The organism is Paraburkholderia xenovorans LB400 (assembly GCF_000013645.1).
Taxonomy (GTDB): Bacteria; Pseudomonadota; Gammaproteobacteria; order Burkholderiales; family Burkholderiaceae; genus Paraburkholderia; species Paraburkholderia xenovorans.
The window spans coordinates 3,264,600-3,284,475 of sequence record NC_007951.1; the positions used below are offsets into that span (position 1 = coordinate 3,264,600).

The 19,876-nt window shown below is 63.6% G+C and carries 18 protein-coding genes; 3 read left to right on the plus strand and 15 right to left on the minus strand.

Features of this window, described 5'->3' with window-relative positions; all coding sequences use genetic code 11:
- Positions 1-10: 10 nt before the first annotated feature.
- From BXE_RS14495 to BXE_RS14505, 3 genes are all read right to left on the minus strand, one after another.
- The gene (locus BXE_RS14495; RefSeq protein ID WP_007181228.1) at positions 11-199 is read right to left on the minus strand and encodes a hypothetical protein; all 189 of its coding nucleotides are present in this window, start codon (positions 197-199) and stop codon (positions 11-13) included.
- Positions 200-434: 235 nt separating this feature from the next.
- Complete coding sequence (locus BXE_RS14500; RefSeq protein WP_011489033.1) at positions 435-2,744, minus strand: putative bifunctional diguanylate cyclase/phosphodiesterase; 2,310 nt, start codon at positions 2,742-2,744, stop codon at positions 435-437.
- 263 nt (positions 2,745-3,007) lie between these two features.
- Positions 3,008-3,943: an SH3 domain-containing protein gene (locus BXE_RS14505; protein WP_011489034.1), complete on the minus strand. Its 936-nt coding sequence runs from the start codon at positions 3,941-3,943 to the stop codon at positions 3,008-3,010.
- A 312-nt stretch (positions 3,944-4,255) separates the two neighbouring features.
- Between BXE_RS14505 and BXE_RS14510 the strand changes: the two genes are divergently transcribed.
- Entirely contained in the window at positions 4,256-4,843 is a 588-nt protein-coding gene (locus BXE_RS14510; protein WP_038458687.1) for a lysozyme inhibitor LprI family protein, read from the plus strand.
- A 137-nt stretch (positions 4,844-4,980) separates the two neighbouring features.
- Here the strand turns inward: BXE_RS14510 and BXE_RS14515 are convergent, their stop codons facing one another.
- Positions 4,981-5,523, minus strand: a complete 543-nt coding sequence (locus BXE_RS14515) for a nucleoside deaminase (RefSeq protein WP_011489036.1) — start codon at positions 5,521-5,523, stop codon at positions 4,981-4,983.
- A gap of 42 nt (positions 5,524-5,565) precedes the next feature.
- Positions 5,566-6,696 carry a BMP family ABC transporter substrate-binding protein gene (locus tag BXE_RS14520; RefSeq protein WP_011489037.1) on the minus strand — a complete coding sequence of 377 codons (1,131 nt, stop codon included), beginning with the start codon at positions 6,694-6,696 and terminating at the stop codon, positions 5,566-5,568.
- A 265-nt stretch (positions 6,697-6,961) separates the two neighbouring features.
- Between BXE_RS14520 and BXE_RS14525 the strand changes: the two genes are divergently transcribed.
- The gene (locus BXE_RS14525; RefSeq protein ID WP_011489038.1) at positions 6,962-7,711 is read left to right on the plus strand and encodes an SDR family oxidoreductase; all 750 of its coding nucleotides are present in this window, start codon (positions 6,962-6,964) and stop codon (positions 7,709-7,711) included.
- 79 nt (positions 7,712-7,790) lie between these two features.
- Here the strand turns inward: BXE_RS14525 and BXE_RS14530 are convergent, their stop codons facing one another.
- Together BXE_RS14530 and BXE_RS14535 are read right to left on the minus strand one after the other, a co-directional pair.
- Complete coding sequence (locus BXE_RS14530; RefSeq protein WP_011489039.1) at positions 7,791-8,099, minus strand: helix-turn-helix domain-containing protein; 309 nt, start codon at positions 8,097-8,099, stop codon at positions 7,791-7,793.
- 19 nt (positions 8,100-8,118) lie between these two features.
- Positions 8,119-9,552, minus strand: coding sequence for a PLP-dependent aminotransferase family protein (locus BXE_RS14535; RefSeq protein ID WP_011489040.1), 1,434 nt, complete (start codon positions 9,550-9,552; stop codon positions 8,119-8,121).
- Positions 9,553-9,720: 168 nt separating this feature from the next.
- On the opposite strand from BXE_RS14535, the gene BXE_RS14540 reads away from it, so the two are divergent.
- The gene (locus BXE_RS14540; protein ID WP_011489041.1) at positions 9,721-12,036 is read left to right on the plus strand and encodes an FdhF/YdeP family oxidoreductase; all 2,316 of its coding nucleotides are present in this window, start codon (positions 9,721-9,723) and stop codon (positions 12,034-12,036) included.
- A gap of 24 nt (positions 12,037-12,060) precedes the next feature.
- Here BXE_RS14540 and BXE_RS14545 read toward each other — a convergent pair whose 3' ends face one another.
- From BXE_RS14545 to BXE_RS14580, 8 genes are all read right to left on the minus strand, one after another.
- The gene (locus BXE_RS14545) at positions 12,061-12,564 is read right to left on the minus strand and encodes a M48 metallopeptidase family protein (protein WP_011489042.1); all 504 of its coding nucleotides are present in this window, start codon (positions 12,562-12,564) and stop codon (positions 12,061-12,063) included.
- A gap of 19 nt (positions 12,565-12,583) precedes the next feature.
- A complete protein-coding gene (locus BXE_RS14550) occupies positions 12,584-13,216 on the minus strand; it encodes a hypothetical protein (RefSeq protein WP_011489043.1) in 633 nt (210 codons plus the stop codon).
- Between the two features lie 263 nt (positions 13,217-13,479).
- Positions 13,480-14,343, minus strand: a complete 864-nt coding sequence (locus BXE_RS14555; RefSeq protein WP_011489044.1) for a phytanoyl-CoA dioxygenase family protein — start codon at positions 14,341-14,343, stop codon at positions 13,480-13,482.
- Between the two features lie 26 nt (positions 14,344-14,369).
- Positions 14,370-15,902: a histidine ammonia-lyase gene (gene hutH, locus BXE_RS14560; protein WP_011489045.1), complete on the minus strand. Its 1,533-nt coding sequence runs from the start codon at positions 15,900-15,902 to the stop codon at positions 14,370-14,372.
- 59 nt (positions 15,903-15,961) lie between these two features.
- Positions 15,962-16,930, minus strand: a complete 969-nt coding sequence (locus BXE_RS14565; RefSeq protein ID WP_011489046.1) for a hypothetical protein — start codon at positions 16,928-16,930, stop codon at positions 15,962-15,964.
- A gap of 89 nt (positions 16,931-17,019) precedes the next feature.
- Positions 17,020-17,979: a DUF3830 family protein gene (locus BXE_RS14570; RefSeq protein WP_011489047.1), complete on the minus strand. Its 960-nt coding sequence runs from the start codon at positions 17,977-17,979 to the stop codon at positions 17,020-17,022.
- A 101-nt stretch (positions 17,980-18,080) separates the two neighbouring features.
- On the minus strand, positions 18,081-18,878 hold the full coding sequence (locus BXE_RS14575; RefSeq protein WP_011489048.1) for an amino acid ABC transporter permease: 798 nt from the start codon (positions 18,876-18,878) through the stop codon (positions 18,081-18,083).
- A gap of 59 nt (positions 18,879-18,937) precedes the next feature.
- A complete protein-coding gene (locus BXE_RS14580; RefSeq protein ID WP_233518774.1) occupies positions 18,938-19,798 on the minus strand; it encodes an ABC transporter substrate-binding protein in 861 nt (286 codons plus the stop codon).
- Between the last annotated feature and the right edge of the window lie 78 nt (positions 19,799-19,876).

A 19,876-nucleotide genomic window follows, 5' to 3' on the forward strand; every position in this document is an offset into this window, starting at 1 on the left:
TGCGCGACGCTCAGTCGTGGCAATGCGCGGCGCAGATCAATTCACGCGAGCGTTGCAGCGCGGCCTGCGCGCCACGGGACGCCATGACCCAGCCGACCTGGCCCAGGTTGAAATCCTGCGACACCATCACCTGCATGAGGGCGACCATCGGCAAGACCACCGACGGCCGGTAAAGCTGGTTCCTGATCAAAGCTGGCATGACAACCACTCCCGTAGCACGGCGCCGCTTCGGCTTCGCGCTCATTCACGTTTCGATGGGAGGATTGTAGGGAGACTGTCGTTGCGGATAAATACCGCTAACGCGAAGGCACTTGTTTGTCAAACCGAACAATCAAATCCGGACGCGGGCGGCCAAGTGCAGCGGAGCGCGGCGGATTCCCGCGTGCGCGAGGCCAGGCAAGGCGCCGGGCCTGCGCGCGTGGCTGCCGGCCGGCTCAGGAGGCGTCGGCGAGACCGACCTGCGCGTCCCACAAACTGCGGGCATACGCACTGGCGCCGACCGGGCGGCTGTAGAAATAGCCCTGCTGCTTGTCGCAGTCGATCGCGCGCAGGAAAGCCGCCTGTTCGGCGGTTTCCACCCCTTCGGCGGTGACGTTCATGCCGAGCGAGTGCGCCATCGCCACCACCGCCTGGGTGATCGCAATGGAATCGCGATGATCCGGCAAGCCGGCGACGAACGAGCGATCGATCTTCAGGTTATGCAGCGGAAAGCGCTTCAGATACGACAACGACGAGTAACCGGTGCCGAAATCGTCGACGGAAATACGTACGCCCATCGCATTCAGCGCGCTCAGCATGGGCAGCACCGTTTCGCTGTCGCTCATCAGCAGCCGCTCGGTGATCTCCAGTTCCAGCGCCGCCGGTTCGAGCCCGGTTTGCAGGAGGCAGCGTTGGATGCGCTCCACGAGGCCGTCGTTGAACTGCCGGGGCGACAGATTCACCGCGACGATCAGCTCCGGCGCCAGCGTGCGCCGCCACTGCGCCACCTGTTCGCAGGCCCGCGTCAGCACGAAGTTGCCGATCTCGACAATCAGCCCCGCATCTTCGGCCACGGGAATGAATTCCCCCGGCGACACGTTGCCCAGCTCGCTGTTGTACCAGCGCAGCAGCGCCTCCGCGCCGATCGTGCGGCCGTCCTGACTGTCGACGATCGGCTGATACACGAGGCTCAGTTCGTTGCCGGCGAGCGCGCGCCGCAGCGACTGCTCGATCGTGAAGCGGCGTTGCAGCTGCCGGTTCAGCTCGGCGGTGAAGAACTGGAAGTTGTTGCGGCCGCGCTGCTTGGCGTAGTACATCGCCGAATCGGCGTTGCGCAGCAGCGTGGCCACGTCCTGGCCGTCTTCGGGAAAACGGCTGATGCCGATCGACGCGCCCAGGTAGTACTCGTTGTCCGCCACCGCGAACGGCACGGCGATCATGTCGAGAATGCGCTGCGCGAGGCCGATCAGATGCCCGGTGTTTTCATACGCGCTGACCACGATCACGAACTCGTCGCCGCCTACGCGCGCCAGCGTGTCTTCGGGCGAAATGCACGCCGCGAGCCGCTCCGCCACGCTGCAGAGCAGGGCGTCGCCGGCCTCGTGACCGGCGGTGTCGTTGACCTTCTTGAAGCCGTCCAGGTCGACGAACAGCACCGCGACGCTCACCAGTTCGCCCATACCGGACGAGGTATCGAGCGAAAACAGATCGCGCAGCCGCTCCGTGAGATACGCGCGGTTGTAAAGGCCCGTGAGCGAATCGCGGGTGGCGAGGAACTTGAGCTGCCGTTGCGCTTCGCGCACGGGGCCGATGTCGGTGAACGAGATCAGCACTGAACTCGGCTCGCTCTCGCCCGCCTTGATGATCGGCACCACGTTCTCTGTGATCCAGACGATGTCGCCGCCAATCAGCTCCAGGCCGATCGTGACGCCGAGCATGGGTTTGCCGGTTGCCAGCACCTGGTTGGTCGGGCGGACCGCCTCGGTGACGACCGAGCCGTCCTCGTGATAGGCGCGCACCATCACCGTCTGGATACTGCGGCCGACGATCTGCGGCGTGGCCCGCAGAATGCGCTGCGCGCTCGGATTGCAGGCCAGCACGATACCCGCCCGCGACTGCACGACGATCCCTTCGATCAGATGATCGACTACCAGCCGGTGATGTTCCTCGCTGTGCGCGAGCCGCTGCGCCATTGTGTCCTGATGCACGGCCAGACCGACGCTGCGGCTGATATCGCGCAGCATGGCTTCTTCTTCGGCGCTGGGACGGCGCGACTTGCGGTAATACACCGCGAAGGCGCCGAGCACCACACCGGCATCGTTTTCAAAAGGTACCGACCAGCAGGCCCTGAGGCCGAGCGGCAGCGCGAGGTGCCGGAAGTCGGCCCACAGCGGATCGGTTTCGATATCCTCGACGACGACGAGCCGCCGCTCGAACATGGCGGTGCCGCACGAGCCGGCCCGCGGACCGATCGCCACCCCGTCGATCGCCGCGCTGAAGTGTTCGGGCAGCGACGGCGCGCCGCCCACCCTGGCGCGCACGCCTTCGGCGTCGAGCAACAGGATGGAACAGGACGCGCCTTCGCCCAGCAGCGCTTCCGCGCGGCGGCATACTTCGTCCAGCAATTCCGGCAGCGGCGTGTTGCGTGTGATCAAACGCAACACCGTGCGCTCCGACGCGAGCACCCCTTCGGCGAGATTCGCGCCGTAACGGGTGCCATCAGGAGCGGCTCCGATCGTGTTTTCTGATGTCGCTTCGCAAGTCATTTGTGCGCCCCCTAACCCGACATCGGCAACTTAGTGTACGCGGCGCACCGGGGTTTACGCGAGGGGTGCGAGGTTATTCTTCGCACATCGCGGACCATTCCGGTGATCTGGCCTCGCCGTTGTCCGACCAGATATTGCCGTTGCCGGGACAGGATGACGGTATCCGTTCGGATCCGCTATCGGCTGATGGAAAGTTGAAATTCGAACCACGCTCCGGCTTGTCACGACGACTTCTCGTGGTAAGGCCGGCGGCGTGGGCGCGCTCAGCCGTGCTGGTCCGGCGGGCGTCCGCCACCACCACCGCCGTTTTCACCGCCTGGCGGCCTGCCTCCGCCGCCTTGCGGCGGCTGGCCGCCCGGAGGCCTACCGCCGGCATTGCCCGGTTGGCCGCCCGGAGGCCTACCGCCGACATTGCCCGGTTGGCCGCCCGGAGGCCTACCGCCGGCGTTCCCGGGCTGGCCGCTTGGCGGTCTGCCACCGACATTCCCCGGCTGGCCGCCTGGTGGTCTGCCGCCGACATTCCCCGGCTGGCCGCCTGGCGGTCTGCCACCGACATTCCCCGGCTGGCCGCCTGGCGGTCTGCCACCGACATTCCCCGGCTGGCCGCCTGGCGGTCTACCGCCAGCATTCCCCGGCTGGCCGCCGGGTGGTCTACCGCCGACATTCCCCGACTGGCCGCCCGGCGGTCTGCCGCCGACATTGCCCGGCTGGCCGCCTGGCGGTCTGCCGCCGCCATGTCCCGGTGGCGGCCCACCCGGCGGCCCGCCCGCGCCAGGGCGCGGCGCAGGCGGCGGCGGATGATGCGCCCAGCGCCCCTGCTGGCCGTACCACGGCCGGCCGCGATAATAGTTGCCCCAATACGTGCCGATCGAAAACGTCACGATCGGCAGGCCGATCACCGTGCCGTAGGTCATCACCGGCACGTTGCTGCCCTGGTAGGGATAGCTGAGCCGCCCGGCATAGACCCAGCCGCGCAGGTTCGGCGCGGCAACATCGCACCACTGATAGGTGCTGATGCACCCCATCACGCTCACCGGCACGCCGCCCGGCAGTTGCGTCACGACCGGGTAATCCGAGGCCGGACCCGCCCGCACGTTGACGGTGCCGTTGGTGTAAGCCTGCGACTGGGCAAAGGCTACGGCCGGCAACGCCAGCACGCCCGCCACCGCATAAAGACATCGAACGAGGTGTTGTTTCATTCTTTCTCCCGATTCAAGGCCGCGTCGCGCGCTGTCGGCCCGCCTCGCTGGTGTGTCGCCGGTGTGTCATGAGTGCTGTTTTTTCCTGGACGGCTCGCGGTATTGCCGCGTGATACATCACATCCATAGAAGGCAGGTCGCACGGTGCATGCCTGAACGCGTGCAATCCCACTTCCCCGACTTCCGCGCCGCCTCCGTCAGGCAAGATCTGGTAACCACCTGGCCGAAGTCATGCGTTTTTCGGGGGTCCGGGTTCAGGCAATCCGGCCGATCATCCGTTGCATGAAAAAATCATGCAACGCCGCGACTGCGATGAACCGCCTCCGCCCGCTTCTAATTGCCGTGCTGATGCTCGCGCATCCGCTCGCCCACGCCGCCAGCTTCGACTGCAACCGGGGGCGCTCACCGACCGAGAAGATGATTTGCGGCGACCCCGCGCTCTCGAAGCTCGACGACGCGCTGGGGCAACTTTACTGGAAAGCACGTCGAAGGGTTACCAACCGGCGCGCCTTTCTTACCGACAGCGACGGCAAATGGGCATGGCGGGAAGCAAATTGCCGCGATGCGGCGTGTCTGGGGACGTGGTACGCAACGCGTATCGAAGAACTGCGAAAGCTGGTGGAGAGCCTGCAAGCGGTGACGCCGCCGGCCGTAACACCGTCCGCGCCGCCGGCCGAACCCGACACGCGGCGCGCGACGCTCGCGGCGCCCGTGCAAGCCGCCGCTACGGCGACGCATCAGTGCACGGCGGCCGATCCAGGGATCGTGGTGAACGAACAGTGTTCCGCCGTGCTCAAGAAGAACGGCAGTCGATGGAAATACACGCCGCACGACGGCGACTGGTTCTGCGGCGTTGCCACGCTGGCGCCCGCGGAATTACAGGTTGACGCCGCGCAATAGGAAGCTGGCGCGCAGGCCTGCGGCCTGGCGGCGTTGCAGGCATGCCTGGTCGCCGTTTGCGCGAGACCGGCGTGGGACGCCGCCTCGATACCGTAGCAACGCAGAAGCGCCGCTTTCACGAAATCACGAAACAGCCGCTACCGGCCGCTCCAGAATCGACGCTGAACCTCCATCACCTCGGCCTCCACCTCGGCGACCGGCCCGATCACCTCGACCGGTTTCTGGCAATGATCGAAGACATACCGGCAATCCACGCTCATGGTCGGATTCTCGGCGTGAGCGCCGGTCGCCTCCAGCAGGCGCTTTTCGGTCATGCCGAACACCACCCGGCCGATGTTGGCCCAATACATGGTCCCGGCGCACATACAGCAAGGCTCGACCGACGTGTACAGCGTGCAACTCCACAAATACGCCGGCGTGAAGTTCAGCGCGGCCACGCGCGCCAGCACCGACTCGGCGTGATTCACCGTGTCGACGTTGCCCTGCTCCATCAGCACCGTCTCCTGGTCCGGCCCGACCAGCACCGCGCCAAACGGATGATGCCCCAGCAGCGTCGCCCGTTCGGCCACCCGGCTCGAATGCCGCAGATGCCGCACGATCTGCTCGTGCGTGGGCGTCAAACCCTGCGGCGGATAGTTCGCGGCTGCTGCGGCGGCCTGCGTCGGGACGGTCAGACTCACGGGCGATCTCCTTGAACAATAGTTAGCGTAGCGAAGCAAATTCTACTTCGGCAGCGAACCGTCCACGCCCTGCACGAACCAGTTCAAACGCAGCAGTTCCGGATCGCTCAGCGACTTGCCGGCGGCGACCTTCACCGCACCGGACTGATCCATGATCGGACCGGCAAACGGATTGAACTTGCCGGAAATGATGTCGTCGCGCTTCTGGCTCAAGGCTTTCTGCGCGGCCGGCGAAACGGCTTCGGTATTGATGTCGGCGAGATCGATCGCCTTCTCCTTGAGCCCCCACCACACCGGCGAGTTGTTCCATGTGCCCGACATCACCTGCTCCACCAGATGCGTGTAGTACACGCCCCAGTTGCTCACGCATGCGCCCAGTTGCGCATTTGGCCCGAACTTCTTCATATCCGAGTCCCAGCCGAACGCATGCACTTTCTTCTGCTCGGCGGTCTGCATGGTCGCGGTCGAATCGGTGTTCTGGATCAGCACGTCGGCGCCCTGGCCGATCAGCGTTTCAGCGGCCTGCTTTTCGCGGCCCGGATCGAACCAGCTATTGATCCACACCACCTTCACGCGCGCTTTCGGATTGACCGAACGCGCACCCATAGTGAACGCATTGATGTTGCGCACCACTTCGGGCACCGGAACCGAGCCGACAAAGCCGAGCGTGTTCGACCTGGTCGTGTAACCCGCGACGAGGCCGGCCAGGTACGCGCTCTGATAGGTGCGCACGTCATAGGTGGCAAAGTTGGCGGCTTTCTTATAACCGGTTGCATGCTCGAACACGGTGTCCGGGAAATCCTTAGCGACCTTCAGTTCGAAATCCTGAAACCCGAAGCTCGAACCCACCACGATCTTGTTGCCCTTGGACGCCAGATCGCGGAACACGCGCTCCGAATCCGCCGACTCCGGCACGTTCTCGACGCGCGTCACCTTGACCTTGTCGCCGAATTTCGCCTCGACCTCTTTCACGCCCTGTTCGTGCGCGTAGGTCCAGCCGGCGTCGCCCGGATTGCCGAGATAGACGAAGGCGATGCCGATCGGCTGCGTGGTGGCGGCCGCCGCGCCCGCGGCGCCGAACGCCAGGGTCGCGCCAAGCGCCGCGGCGAGTACAGTTCGAACGGTTCTGATGCGCAGTGAATGATGCAGCGCTCGCGCCAGCGTGGTTTTCATGGTTTCTCCGAAGATGGTTGAAGGTGCCTGCCCCAGCGCTCGGGATGACCCGGGCAAGGCTCCAGCATAGGGGGCCATATTCGAAGGCCAATTTCAGCGGAAAAATTATTATTCGTTATCCCGCCCATAACGAAACCCATATTCTGGTCCCCAGCAACATGTTCGACGCTTTCGAACGAGTGCATCGGCGAAGTGGTATGGCAAGCGCCTTCCGCAAGCGCAATATCGCTGTCACCAACCCATGAAACTCTTTCGGAGAAACAAAATGACCCGTTTCCAGAACAAGTCGGTTCTCGTTACCGGCGGCAGCAGCGGCATCGGCTTCGCCGCGGCCAAAGCATTCGTCGATGAAGGCGCCCGCGTCGTCATCACCGGCCGCGACGCCGCCGCGCTCGAAGCCGCCAGAACGGCGCTCGGCGCCAATGCCGTCGCGGTGCGCAACGCGGCCGGCTCGGTGGCCTCGGCGCATGAACTGGCAGCGGCGGTCCGCGCGGCCGGCATCCGGCTCGACGCGGTTTTCGTCAACGCCGGCACGGCGAAATTCGCGCCCTTCGCGGACGTCGACGAAGCCTTCTGGGACGCCATGTTCGACACCAACGTCAAGGGCGCCTACTTCCAGATTCAGGCACTGTTGCCGCTGCTCAATCGCGGCGCGTCGATCGTGATCAATGGTTCGATCAACGCCCATATCGGCATGCCGGCGTCGTCCGTGTATGCGGCGAGCAAGGCCGCGCTGATTTCGCTGGCGAAGACGTTGTCGGCGGAGTTGCTGCCGCAGGGCGTGCGCGTCAACGTCGTGAGCCCCGGCCCGGTGCAAACGCCGCTGTACGGCAAGCTCGGGCTGGACGCCGCCGCGCTCGAAGCCACCGCCGCGCAGATTCTCGGCCAGGTGCCGGTCGGCCGGTTCGGCACGCCGGAGGAAATCGCCTCGACCGTGCTGCATCTGGCTGCGCCGGAATCGGCGTTTATCGTCGGCACGGAAATCATCGCGGACGGCGGTATGAGCCAGCTTTGAGGGCACGCTCAGGCAAGGCGGCCGGCGCGCGCGGCGCCGGCCCGGCCCACGGCGCCGGCCCGGTAAAGCCGGGCGCAATTCAATGAAGCTTCGGCGGCGGGCCCGGCGGGTTGTCGTCGGGCGTCTCGCCGTCGCCGAACAGTTCGGCGCACAGACTTTCGCCGAGTTCGCTCAGCCGCGCCGTCCCGGTGCCCTCTTCGCTGAACGTGGTATGCACCAGATCGCCGTCGACGAGCGCCGTCAACTGCCGCCGCAAGCCGCTCATCGGCACGCCCGCCTGCTTCGACAGTCTGGCGAGCGACCAGGCGCCGCCCGGCGTTTCCCGATGCGCGCGCCATAGCTGCTCCAGCACGGCGACCAGCACCGGATCGAGTTCGTCGTCTTCCATAGCGAGTGTCTCCTCGTTGTCATGCCATCTGCGTGACCAGTTCGCCGAGCGTCTTCAAGGCCGCCTCGGTCTGCGCCGTCCACGGATAGCTGTAGTTGAGCCGGATGAAATGCCGAAAATCATTGCGCGTCGAAAACATCATGCCCGGCCCGACCGTGATGCTGCGCGCGAGCGCCGCCTGATACAGCCGCATGGAATCGACGCGTTCGGGCAACTCCACCCAGAGCACGTAGCCGCCTTGCGGCGTCGACATGCGCGTGCCCTCGGGGAAAAACCGCTGCACCATCGCCATCATGATGCTCGCCTGCTGCCGGTAGACCTTGCGCACGTGCCGCAGATGCCGGTCGTAGCCGTCCTGGCGCAAGTAGTCGGCGACCGCGACCTGCGGCACCGACGGCGTGGTCAGCGTATTGAGAAACTTCAGCTTCTCGACCTGCGCGCGATAGCGCCCCGGCAGCGCCCAGCCGATCCGGTACGACGCGGTCAGGCTCTTCGAAAACGACGCGCAATGCAGCACCAGCCCTTTGGTGTCGAAACTCTTCAAGGTCGAAGGCCGCGTTTCGCCGAAGTACAGCTCCTGATACACGTCGTTCTCGATCACGGGAATCTCGTGCGCGGCGAGCAGTTCCACCAGTTGCTGCTTGCGCGCGTCGGGCATGCAGAAGCCGAGCGGATTCTGGAAGTTCGGCATCACCATGCAGGCCGCGATCTTCTGTTCGGCGATCACCCGCGCGAGCGCCTCGACATCGATACCGTCGGCCGGATGCGTCGCCACCTCGATCGCGCGCATGCCCAGACGCTCGATGGCGTGCAGCATCGCGTAATAGGTGGGCGATTCGACGGCCACCGTGTCGCCGGGTTTGGCCACCGCCTGCAGGCTCAGGTTGATCGCCTCGGTCGCGCCGAGCGTGATGATGATTTCGCCGGGATCGACCGGCACGCCGTTCTCCGCGTAGCGCCGGGCGATCTGCCGGATCAGCTCGGGGTTGCCGGGCGGCAGGTCGTCGATCAGGTTCCAGCTTGCGTGGCGCCGCGCGATCGCGTTCGCGTACTGGTTGATGCGCCGCCACGGAAACAGCGAGGGATCCGGATACGGCGAGCCGAACGGCACGGCGTCGTGCGCGCGGATGCTGCGCAAGGTGGACAGCACGAGGCGGCTCACATCCACCGCGGCGGCCACCGGCTGCGTCGCGGGCGCGGGCAGGCGGCCCGGCCGCGGCTCTTCGAGCGCCACCGACCTCGCCGCGGCATCGCGCACGAAATAGCCCGACTGCGGGCGGGTTTCGACGATCCCACGGCTTTCCAGCAACGCATACGCGTGCAGCACCGTCTTGATACTGACGCCGTGCTGCTGGCTCGCCTGCCGCACGGACGGAATCCGCTCGCCGGCCGCGAACACGCCGCGCCGCACGGCTTGCGTTATTTCGTCGGCGAGTTTTTCGTACAGGTTCAAGGGCCTGGATCAAACAAAGGCGTGGGCTGGAACGCCAGTCTATGACAAAAATCAGGCAACTGTATCCCTCCCCTTTCCAATTTTCTGTATGCTGCGCTCTTTTTGGAACACAGTAGGCTTGCACCTGTCGGCTCAACAGCCTCGTCAAGCCCGATCGGCGGCAACATCATGAAGAAACCCGAAGCTCGCATCGAACCGTATACGCACCCCGCCGCCGGCTGGGGCGCGCTCAAGTACGTCGCCATCAACCTCATCAAGGAAAAGGTGACGGGCGGCGACTACCGCATGCTGCTCAAACAGAACCAGCCGGACGGCTTCGACTGCCCCGGCTGTGCATGGCCGGACCGCGAGCACGCGTCCACCTTCGAGTTCTGCGAGAACGGCGTAAAAGCCGTGGCCGCCGAGGCGACCAGCAAGCGCGTGACGCCGGCGTTCTTCGAGCAACACACGGTTGCCGAACTGATGACGCAATCGGACTTCGAACTGGAACAGCACGGCCGCCTGACCGATCCGCTCGTCTACGACACCTTGCGCGACCGTTACGTGCCGATCGGCTGGGACCAGGCATTCGACCTGATCGCCGCTCACCTGAAGCGTCTCGACGATCCGGACCGCGCCGCCTTCTACACCTCGGGGCGCGCGAGCAACGAAGCCGCGTTCCTGTACCAGCTGTTCGTGCGCATGTACGGCACCAACAATTTCCCCGACTGCTCGAACATGTGTCACGAGGCGACCAGCCGCGGCTTGCCGCATACGGTCGGCATCGGTAAAGGCACGGTCACGCTCGACGACTTCGAACACGCCGACACGCTGCTGATCTTCGGCCAGAACCCGGCCACCAACCATCCGCGGATGCTCGGTGAACTACGCGAGTGCGCGAAGCGCGGCGCGACCATCGTGTCGATCAATCCGCTGAAGGAGCGCGGCCTGGAGCGCTTTGCGAGCCCGCAGCACCCGGTGGAAATGCTGACGATGGGCAGCACGAAGATCAGCTCCGTGTTCATTCGCCCGAAGGTCGGCGGCGATTTCGCGCTGATCAAGGGCGTCGCCAAGCGCGTGATCGAACTCGACGACGAAGCATTGGCCTCGGGTCTCGAACGGGTGCTCGACGTCGCGTTCATCGCCGAACATACCGTGGGCTTCGACGCCTTCGCCGACGATCTGCGCGCCGAAAGCTGGGACACCATCGTCGCCGAAGCGGGCGTGCCGTTCGAAGACGTGCTGAAGCTCGCCGACATCTACGTGAAGGGACGCGCCGTGATTTCGACGTGGGGCATGGGCCTCACGCAGCACAAGAATTCGGTGCCGACGGTGCAGATCCTGTCGAACCTCATGATGATGCGCGGCAATATCGGCCGGCGCGGCGCGGGCCTCTGCCCGGTGCGTGGGCACTCGAACGTGCAGGGCGACCGCACGGTCGGCATCGAGGAAAGACCGACTCAGGCGTTTCTCGACAGGCTCGGCGAAGTCTACGATTTCGAGCCGCCGCGCGAGCATGGACTCGACGTCGTCAATACGATTCAGGCGATGCTCGACGGCAAGGTGAAGGTGTTCATCGGCCTGGGCGGCAATTTTTCGATTGCGACGCCGGACACGCCGCGCACGTGGGACGCGATGCGTTCGTGCGATCTCACTGTGCACATCACCACCAAGCTGAACCGCAGCCACCTCGTGCATGGCCGCGACGCGCTGATCCTGCCGACGCTCGGCCGCACCGAGATCGACTTGCAGAACGGCGTCGCGCAAGGCGTGAGCGTCGAGGACTCGATGAGCATGGTGCATATCTCGTACGGCATGAACAAGCCGGCTTCGGAGAATCTGCTCTCGGAGATCGCGATCGTCGCGCGCATGGCGCATGCCACGCTCGGCAGCGGGAAAGTGGATTGGCTCGCCCACGCGGCGGACTATTCGCTGATCCGCGACGGCATCGCCAGGGTGATCGAGGGGTTCACGGACTACAACGAGCGCCTGAAGAACCCTGGCGGCTTCCATCTGGGTGTGGCGTCGCGCGAACGGATCTGGAAAACGCCCAGCGGCAAGGCCCAGTTCCTCGTGCATGCGATCGATGTGGCCACACCGATTCACCAGGCGCGCAAAGCGCATGGCGAACGGCTGCTGACCTTGATGACGACGCGCTCGCACGATCAGTACAACACGACTATTTACGGCCTCGACGACCGCTATCGCGGCGTGTATGGGCAGCGTCGCGTGCTGTTCGCCAACAAGGACGATCTCGCGATGCTCGGCTTCGTCGCGGGGCAGCGCGTGGATATCACAAGCGTGTGGGCCGATGGCATCGAGCGTCACGCGGAAGGTTTTCTGCTCGTGGAGTACGACATTCCGCGCGGTTGTCTCGGTGCGTATTATCCGGAGACGAACCCGCTCGTGCCGCTCTCGTCGGTCGCCGACGGCGCGGGAACGCCGACCTCGAAGTCGATCCCGGTGTTGTTGACGGCTTCCGCGGTCGAGGCGGTTGCCGCCTGAGGCCCGAGACCTGACGCTGGATCGTCAGGTCTGTTTCTTCTCCAATTCGCGCTGCGTCAGGTAAAGACGCAGATCGAATTCGATCTGGTGGTAACCCGGTTGCATGAACTCACAGAGGCGATAGAAAGCCTTGTTGTGGTCGCTTTCCTTCAAATGAGCGAGTTCGTGCACCACGATCATTTTCAGAAATTCCGGCGCGGCCGATTTGAACAGCGACGCGATGCGGATTTCTTTCTTCGCCTTCAGCCTGCCGCCCTGCACGCGGGAAATGCTCGTGTGCAGGCCTAGCGCATGGCGCACCACGTCCAGTTTGCTGTCGTAGGTGACCTTGTCGATCTGCTCCGCGCTGCGCAAATGTTCGCGTTTAAGGTCGGCGCAATAGGCGTAAAGCGCCCGATCTGTCTGTACGTCATGCGTATTCGGATAGCGCGCGGCGAGATACGCGTCGAGCTGGTCTTCGGCGATCAGTTTCCTGACCTTCTCCTGTAGCGCGGCTGGGTAGCCGGTGAGGTATTTCAGATGGGACATGATCCGGGTCCACGCTCCGTCAAACGGCGCGGCGATTTTCTTCGCAATCGTCCCAATAGCGCAGCGGATCGCGATGGTCGGGATATTGCGCGTCCAGCCAGTCAGACAGGATCTTCCACTGCGGATGATTCGGACCGCTCCTCGTGTCCCAGAACGACTCCTTCAGAACGGCGTTGTTTCGGCCGCGATCCCGCACCACGATCCGGCAGTGATCGTTCGACTCGTGGAATTCCGCCTTCAGGTAGTAGCGCGGAAGGATCTGCAATGTCGCGCCCTCCACGATCCGGCCCTGCGCGCGAACCACGCCCGCGCATTCGATTCGCAGAACACCGTCCACCGACTTGTCCGCGCGCCACCCGACCGGCAGCCTGACCACACATTCGTCTTTGCCGACCTTGATCCAGTCCATACGCCAGGTGCGGGCGAGCGCATCGCGCATGGCCGCCGCATCTTCGTAGCCGGGCGGCAGTTCGAACTGCGCCGGGAGAATGACGAGTTCGTCTCCGGTCTGCACCGCGCCGGCCGGATGGTGGAACGGATCATTCTCGAAAGGGTTGGAAGGGCGGCTGGCCGCGGTGTTGCTGGTATTCGGCAAATCCCCGAAGAGGCTTTCAGCGGCACGGCGTGCGCGCTTCGATTTTTCACTGCCCATCGATTTCTCCGTTGGGGTTGGTTGGCGTAGGCCTGGTGGGGAATGCGGGTGGATTACGTCATGGCATCGCACGTTGTCGAGCGAGCAGGCGAGCGCAGTGCACCGGCTACAAGACAGGATTGTAGTCGCAGGATGCACAAGAGGGCTGACGCTCGTGGGGGGGAACCCGGCGGTGCCTCACACCGGGGTTGATGAATCGGTCCCGCTCGGGACTCACGAGGCGAGCGCTACCCGTGCCGGCGCGCCCGCGTTCTCGAACAGCCTCACTCCTTGTCCGTCCAGACGAGCGGGAAATGCTCGCACGCAAACGGCTCGCCGTCAGCCGGTGCGTCGTCGGGAAGAGGCGGAGACATTTTCCCGCTGCGGCGCCGGATACGCGCATCATCGCCCAGCCAGCGCGTCGACAGAACCCGCCGGGGCGTGTCGCGCAAGTTGCCTGGTGCGCCGTGAAGGGTCAGCCCGTGAAAGACCAGCACGTCACCCGGTTGAACGTCCCATCCCAGAATGGGCCATGCCGGGCGGTCCGCTTCAATGTCCGGAAGCAACGCCCAGCGCGGATCGTCGTCCACGCGCAGCGATCCGTCAATGAAGCGCTGCGGCCGATACCAGGTGCCGGATCGCTGCGAGCCTCCCACGAACTCCAGCACCGCCTCGCGCGGCACGGGATCGACCGGCATCCACATCGTGCAGAACTGCGATCCCTCGACCGGGCTATACGGTTGATCCTGATGCCACGGTGTCGGCTTCGTCGCACCCGCGTACTTCACCAATACATGGTCATGCAGAAAAGTCACCGTTCGGCTGGAAAACAGTTGAGCCGCAATCAGCCGCGCCGGCGATAAGCGCACGAAGGCTTCAAACTCTTCGATCCGTTGCCAGTTGTTGGAGTCCTGAAAGAAGCGCTTCTCGCTTCCATCGGCAAAGCTCGCTGCGGGTCCCGGCGCGGCCAGATTTCTTTCGATCCCTCGCCGCACGATATCCACCCACTCCGTTGAAAAGACACCGCGTAAGCAGACCGCTCCGTTGCATGCGAAATCTTCTATAACTGCCGCGTCAAGCGCCAATGCGTTCGCCTCCGCCGAAGGAGCGATATGGCCTTCATTCGCGTTCGATCGAGCATCGTTCATTTTCTCTCCCCGATGGAAGCTGTCGGTCAGATATCGAATAGCGTGTTGACAATGCCCGGCCTGGAACTCTCCAATGCCCAGTTTTTCATTGTCTCGATGTCGTCGGCGAGGTAGCGGTCTTTCGTATAAAAGGAAACGCGCGCGCGAATCTGCACATGCTGTTCCTCCAGCAGTTCGCTCGAACGCAGCGGACGATGAAAGTCCATGCCCTGCGCCGCGGCCATCCCTTCTATGCCCACGATAACGGCCGTGTTGTCGGCCATATCCTTGAGCCGTCTCGCAGCAAACGTGGCCATTGAAACGTGATCCTCCTGATTCGCCGACGTCGGCAAACTGTCCACGCTCGCGGGATGTGCAAGCGACTTGTTCTCCGAAGCCAGCGCGGCGCTCGTTACCTGCGCAATCATGAAGCCGGAATTGATTCCGCTTTCTTTCACGAGAAACGCCGGCAGGCCCGACATATGGCTATCAAGCAACAATGCCGTACGTCGTTCGGAAATAGCGCCAATCTCAGAGATAGCCACTGCTAGCGCGTCTGCTGCCAGCGCAACCGGTTCCGCATGGAAATTACCGCCAGACAGCACATCGCCATTGTCGAAAACGAGCGGATTGTCCGACGCAGCATTGGCCTCGATGGTCAGAATGCCCGCAACGTAGCGGATGTGGTCGAGGCACGCCCCCATGACCTGCGGCTGACAGCGAATCGAATACGGGTCCTGCACGCGAGTCCCGTTTCCATGCGACGCGATGATGCCGCTGCCATCGAGCAGTGCCGCGAGACGCCCCGCCACGTCGATTTGCCCGCGCTGGCCGCGCGCAACATGAATACGCGGATCGAAAGGCACGGTCGAGCCTTTCACCGCTTCGAGCGACAACGCACCGGTAACCATCGCCGAAGCGAACACGCGTTCCGCGGCGAAAAGCCCTGAGAGCGCGAGCGCAGTCGACGCCTGCGTTCCGTTGAGCAGCGCGAGCCCTTCCTTCGGACCTAGTTTAAGTGCTTCGAGTCCGGCGACGCTCAAGCCTTCAGCGGCCGGCACGCGCTTGCCGTCGATGCGCACGTGGCCCACGCCCAACATCGCGGCCGCCAGATGCGCGAGCGGCGCGAGATCGCCCGACGCGCCGACCGACCCCTTGCTGGGAATGCACGGATAGACGCCGGCATTGAGCATCGAGATGATGGCGAGCACAACTTGCGGACGCACGCCCGAGTGACCGCGCGCGAGACTGATCGCCTTGAGCGCCATGATCAGGCCGACGACCCGGTCTTCCATCAGTTCGCCCGTGCCCACGCTGTGCGAGAGCACGAGATTCTTTTGCAACTCCGCGATCCGCCCAGCGGGGATCGTCGTGTTTGCCAGCCGGCCGAAGCCCGTGTTCACGCCATAGACGATCTTGCCGTCCGCGACGATCCGGCTCACGATGTCCTTCGATTTTTCGACCCGCTCGAGCGACGCGCGCTCGATCTGCACCATCGGCCGCGCTTCAATGATGCGGCGCAACTGACCGAGCGTTACCTGGCCCGGCACGAGAGTCAGAACTTCATCTGGTTTGTTCATAGAGATACCATTTCACCTTGCTTGCGACGCGCGCCGCTCGAATATCGTTCAAACAGCCGTCAGGCCAGTTCGACCGTCATCCAGATCAACTGCTTGTTGTCAAAAGTCGAGTCCCAAACGGCGCGGCCGACCTGCTCCAGCTTGCCGGCATCCGCGGCATCGATTTCGCCGAGCACGGGCTGCGACAGGTCTTCCGTAGTCGGACCGTATTGCACGATAAATTTCTGCCCGGTCGACTGCGAGTAGCGCAGACGACCCACCGGTGCGTCGCAAATGCGCTCGCGCAAATGGATCGGCGCGGTGCTCAGTACCGGCGTCCATGCATACATCGACTCACCCGTCACGACCGCATGATCCTGAATGACCGTGAATGGCAGCGCCGCAACGACGTCCGCGCACAACTCGGGATTCTCTTCGCTTGCGAGCGTTGCATTGACCGTAATGCCAAGCGGTTCCCAACTGATGCGAATCCGCTGGCCGCACGTGATGCATGCGCGCGTCGCGCCGAGGTCGGCGACGGGCAACGGCGCATCCTGCAGGCGGGCCTCGTCATAGCGAAAGTGCTTGCCCAGTCCCCACGGGAAATAGTGAAACGACCACGCCTGCAAACGGTTCGTGTAGGCCGTGAACGCACGCAGCGCCGCGACGATGTCGGAACGCGACGTGCTGGCGCGAATCAGACCACGCAGTTCGACCGCAAGCTTGCCCATCCTGGGAAAGCCGCTGTATCGCAGGTAGTTGCTGTACGCCGGATCGAGCGCATCGACTGTTTTGGACAGGCTGGTCAGATCCATCTCCGCGTCTTCGGCCAACGCGGTGATGGGGTACAGCGTGTACATCGAGTAATCGCGCAGCATGCCGTGTGCGATATCCCACGTGCCGAAGTACTGGCCATAGCTTCCGGCCGTGTTCTCCATTTCCCCGCAACGCATGCTTGCGATTTCCTGCGGCTCTTCGGTCATCATCGCAGCGGTCATCGCTTCGACTTCCGCCGTGAATTCGCTCAGACTGCGTACTTGCTCCGACATCTTTCTCTCCATGAATTGATACCGGATCCCGACTTCCTTTCGGGATCCTTAATTTATCGATTGAAGCTACCCTTAGTATTCAAGGACGCTTACTCGGCGTCCGGCTTCCAGCGGCCCGGACGCTCCTGGCCGTCCTTGCTGCGGTTGTAGAACATGCCGAGATACCAGGGGAACATCTGATACGACCAGGCGCACAGGCGATTGCCATACTTGAGAAAGGCACGCAGAACCTGCTGGATCTCTTCTTTCGTTTCCGCCGTCGCCACGTATTCGCGCAGCTCACCCGCAAGCGCCTCGAGCTTCTTGAATCCAACGACCGACAGATAGCTGGAATAAGGCACGTCGAGTTCGTTCAGCACCTGACTCAGCGCCTTCGGCTCCAGCTTGCCGGCAAGCGTCAGGATCGGGTAGATCGTGTACATGATGTAGTCGCGCAGCATGCCGTTTGCGAAGTCCCAGGCACTGAAATACTGGCCATACGTACCCGCGTCTTCCACTTCGCCGAGCCGCAGCGCACGAATTTCTTCCGGCTCGACGAGCTGGATGCGCTCCGCTTCGTCGTACAGCTTTTGCGCAAGCGGCGCCAGGTTCATCGGCTTCGCCGGCTTGCCTGAATGGCCCTGGCCTTCGTGTGCCGACACTTCCAGGAAGATCACGTCCTTCTCGTAGAACAGGTTGTTCCACACGGCCTTGCCGACGCCCGGCAGCAGATGGCAATACTCCGGCAGCACCTGGCCCAGCACCGGCTGTGCGAGCGGCTCCTGACCCTTGCCGTATTGCACCGACATCTTGTTGCCGGTCGATTGCGAATAACGCAGACGGCCAATCGGGCATTCCGTGATCAGCTCGCGGTGATGCACAGGCGCGCTGCTGACCACCGGCGTCCATGCATACATCGACGCGCCGGAGACAACCGGATGCGCCTGCGTCACCTTGAACGGCAACTGTTGCCAGAACTCTTCGCACAGTTCCGGATTGCGCTCGTCATTCAGTTCGGCCACGACTTTCACGTTCAGTTGCGGCCATGCGATATCGATCAAACGTCCCATCAGAAATACCTCTTTAAAAAGACCACCTGGTTATACAGTGCACCGCCACGTGTCGTGGCGTTCACTTCGTCAATCGCGACGCTCGCGGCTTGCACCGCGCGTCACGAGTTGCCACTCGCCGCCCGGGCTCGCGGCGCCTTGGTTGCTTTCGCGGATTGCCGCTTGCCGTTGCGGCCGCCGCGCGAAAGCCACGACTCGAGCCCGTGCTGTATGAAAGTCCAGACGCCGGTCAGCATCAGGTAATAGACCGACACGCCCAGATACACCTCGAAGGTCATGAAGGTCGCGGCCTGCATCTGCTCGGCCACGCGAAACATCTCCGACACGCCGATCACGCTCAGCAGCGCCGTCGTCTTCAGCATGTTGTTGAACTGGTTGCCGAGCGCCGGCACGATGAGCGGCACCGCCTGCGGCAGCACGATGCGACGCATCGCCATTGCGGGCGTCATGCCGACGGCAAGCGCCGCTTCCATCTGGCCGGGATCGATCGAGCCAACGCTTGCACGCGTGATCTCGCTCATGTACGCGGCTTCATGCAACCCGAACGCGATCACACCGGCTACCAACGCGCCGCTGAGATGCAGCGGCCCGAGCGACATCACGGCGGGAAACAGATCGAAACCCACCAGATACGGCAGTCCGAAATAGATCAGCACCAGTTGAACCAGTACCGGCGTGCCGCGAAAGAACCAGATGTAGCCCTGATTCAGCACGCGCAGCGGGAGCGCGCGGTGCATGCCCGACAGCCCCAGCACAACGCCGATCACGGTGCCGAGCAGTTGCGCTATGGCCGCCCCAAGTACCGTGACGACCAGTCCCTGCAGTAGAGCCGGACGCGGATCGAACACGAAGTGCAGGAAAAACGGCATATCGAAGACAAGATGCGGAGCGTGTGGCACAGTAGGCCTCCATGCGTTGAGTCAGCGGTGAGCGGCGCGAATCAGCGAGGGGCGCGCCTTTATTCGCACGGGTGCGCCGTGCTGCACAAGGTCACACCGTCGTCGATGCCCCACGTCTTCACGACCTTCTGCATGTCGCCGTCTGCGTTCATCCGATCGATAGCGGCTTGCACGGCCTGTTTCAGTTCGACATTGCCCTTTGGAATCGCGATCGTCCAGGTCTTGGGCGGCACGGGCACACCGCCTACTTCGAAGCGGCCGTGGCTGCGTGAACGGTAATAGTTGATATTGACCGTGTCGCTCACGAACGCGTCGACCCGCCCCAGCGCCAGATCCTGATAGGCGGCGGCGTTCGTGTTCAGTTCCACTGTTTCGATGGGTGGCTTGCCTGCCACCTTGAGTTGATCGTTGATCTGATGAAGCACCGAAGCGTTGCGGCTGCCGAGCAGCACCGCGACGCGCGTGCCGCCGAGATCCTCGAACTTCGTCAGATGACGGGGATTACCGGCCGGCACCAGCAGTCCGGATGCGACACGCCAGTAATCGACGAGCTCATAGCGCTGCGCACGTTCCGGCGTCTTGCCGAGGCTTGCCATGACCATGTCGCATTTGCCGGTGTCGAGCGCCGCGAAGATGCCGGAGAACTGATAGTTATCGATGCGCGTCGGCACGCCCATCGCCTTGCCCACCTCTTTCATGATGTCGACTTCCGCGCCTTGTGGCGTCGATCCGTCGTCGGCCGTGCCGTCGGCGGGCGGATTCGACAGATCCGAACAGAACGCGAGGCCATGCTTCGCCACGATCGACGCGGGCGGCGCCACGGCTGCCGCGTTCGCGCTACAAGGCACGATGCCGGAATACACGACGGCACAGACAGCCGCGGACGGCAGCCAGTTTGCGATGCGAGAGATCATCTTCATTCCCCATTTACTTAGTACGCCGAATTGACAGGTAGCCGCAAGCCTGCCGTGACGACGTTGGCTTTGCGGGTCTGGCTA

Bases quoted from the DNA above. Each gene is read 5' to 3' on its own strand.
- BXE_RS14505 (WP_011489034.1), bottom strand. From the start codon at position 3,943: ATGAAACAACACCTCGTTCGATGTCTTTATGCGGTGGCGGGCGTGCTG.
- BXE_RS14545 (WP_011489042.1), bottom strand. From the start codon at position 12,564: ATGTCCCATCTGAAATACCTCACCGGCTACCCAGCCGCGCTACAGGAG.
- BXE_RS14570 (WP_011489047.1), bottom strand. From the start codon at position 17,979: ATGGGACGTTTGATCGATATCGCATGGCCGCAACTGAACGTGAAAGTC.
- BXE_RS14565 (WP_011489046.1), bottom strand. From the start codon at position 16,930: ATGTCGGAGCAAGTACGCAGTCTGAGCGAATTCACGGCGGAAGTCGAA.
- BXE_RS14500 (WP_011489033.1), bottom strand. From the start codon at position 2,744: ATGACTTGCGAAGCGACATCAGAAAACACGATCGGAGCCGCTCCTGAT.
- BXE_RS14510 (WP_038458687.1), top strand. From the start codon at position 4,256: ATGAACCGCCTCCGCCCGCTTCTAATTGCCGTGCTGATGCTCGCGCAT.
- BXE_RS14555 (WP_011489044.1), bottom strand. From the start codon at position 14,343: ATGAACGATGCTCGATCGAACGCGAATGAAGGCCATATCGCTCCTTCG.
- hutH (WP_011489045.1), bottom strand. From the start codon at position 15,902: ATGAACAAACCAGATGAAGTTCTGACTCTCGTGCCGGGCCAGGTAACG.
- BXE_RS14540 (WP_011489041.1), top strand. From the start codon at position 9,721: ATGAAGAAACCCGAAGCTCGCATCGAACCGTATACGCACCCCGCCGCC.
- BXE_RS14550 (WP_011489043.1), bottom strand. From the start codon at position 13,216: ATGGGCAGTGAAAAATCGAAGCGCGCACGCCGTGCCGCTGAAAGCCTC.
- BXE_RS14525 (WP_011489038.1), top strand. From the start codon at position 6,962: ATGACCCGTTTCCAGAACAAGTCGGTTCTCGTTACCGGCGGCAGCAGC.
- BXE_RS14495 (WP_007181228.1), bottom strand. From the start codon at position 199: ATGCCAGCTTTGATCAGGAACCAGCTTTACCGGCCGTCGGTGGTCTTG.
- BXE_RS14580 (WP_233518774.1), bottom strand. From the start codon at position 19,798: ATGAAGATGATCTCTCGCATCGCAAACTGGCTGCCGTCCGCGGCTGTC.
- BXE_RS14520 (WP_011489037.1), bottom strand. From the start codon at position 6,696: ATGAAAACCACGCTGGCGCGAGCGCTGCATCATTCACTGCGCATCAGA.
- BXE_RS14530 (WP_011489039.1), bottom strand. From the start codon at position 8,099: ATGGAAGACGACGAACTCGATCCGGTGCTGGTCGCCGTGCTGGAGCAG.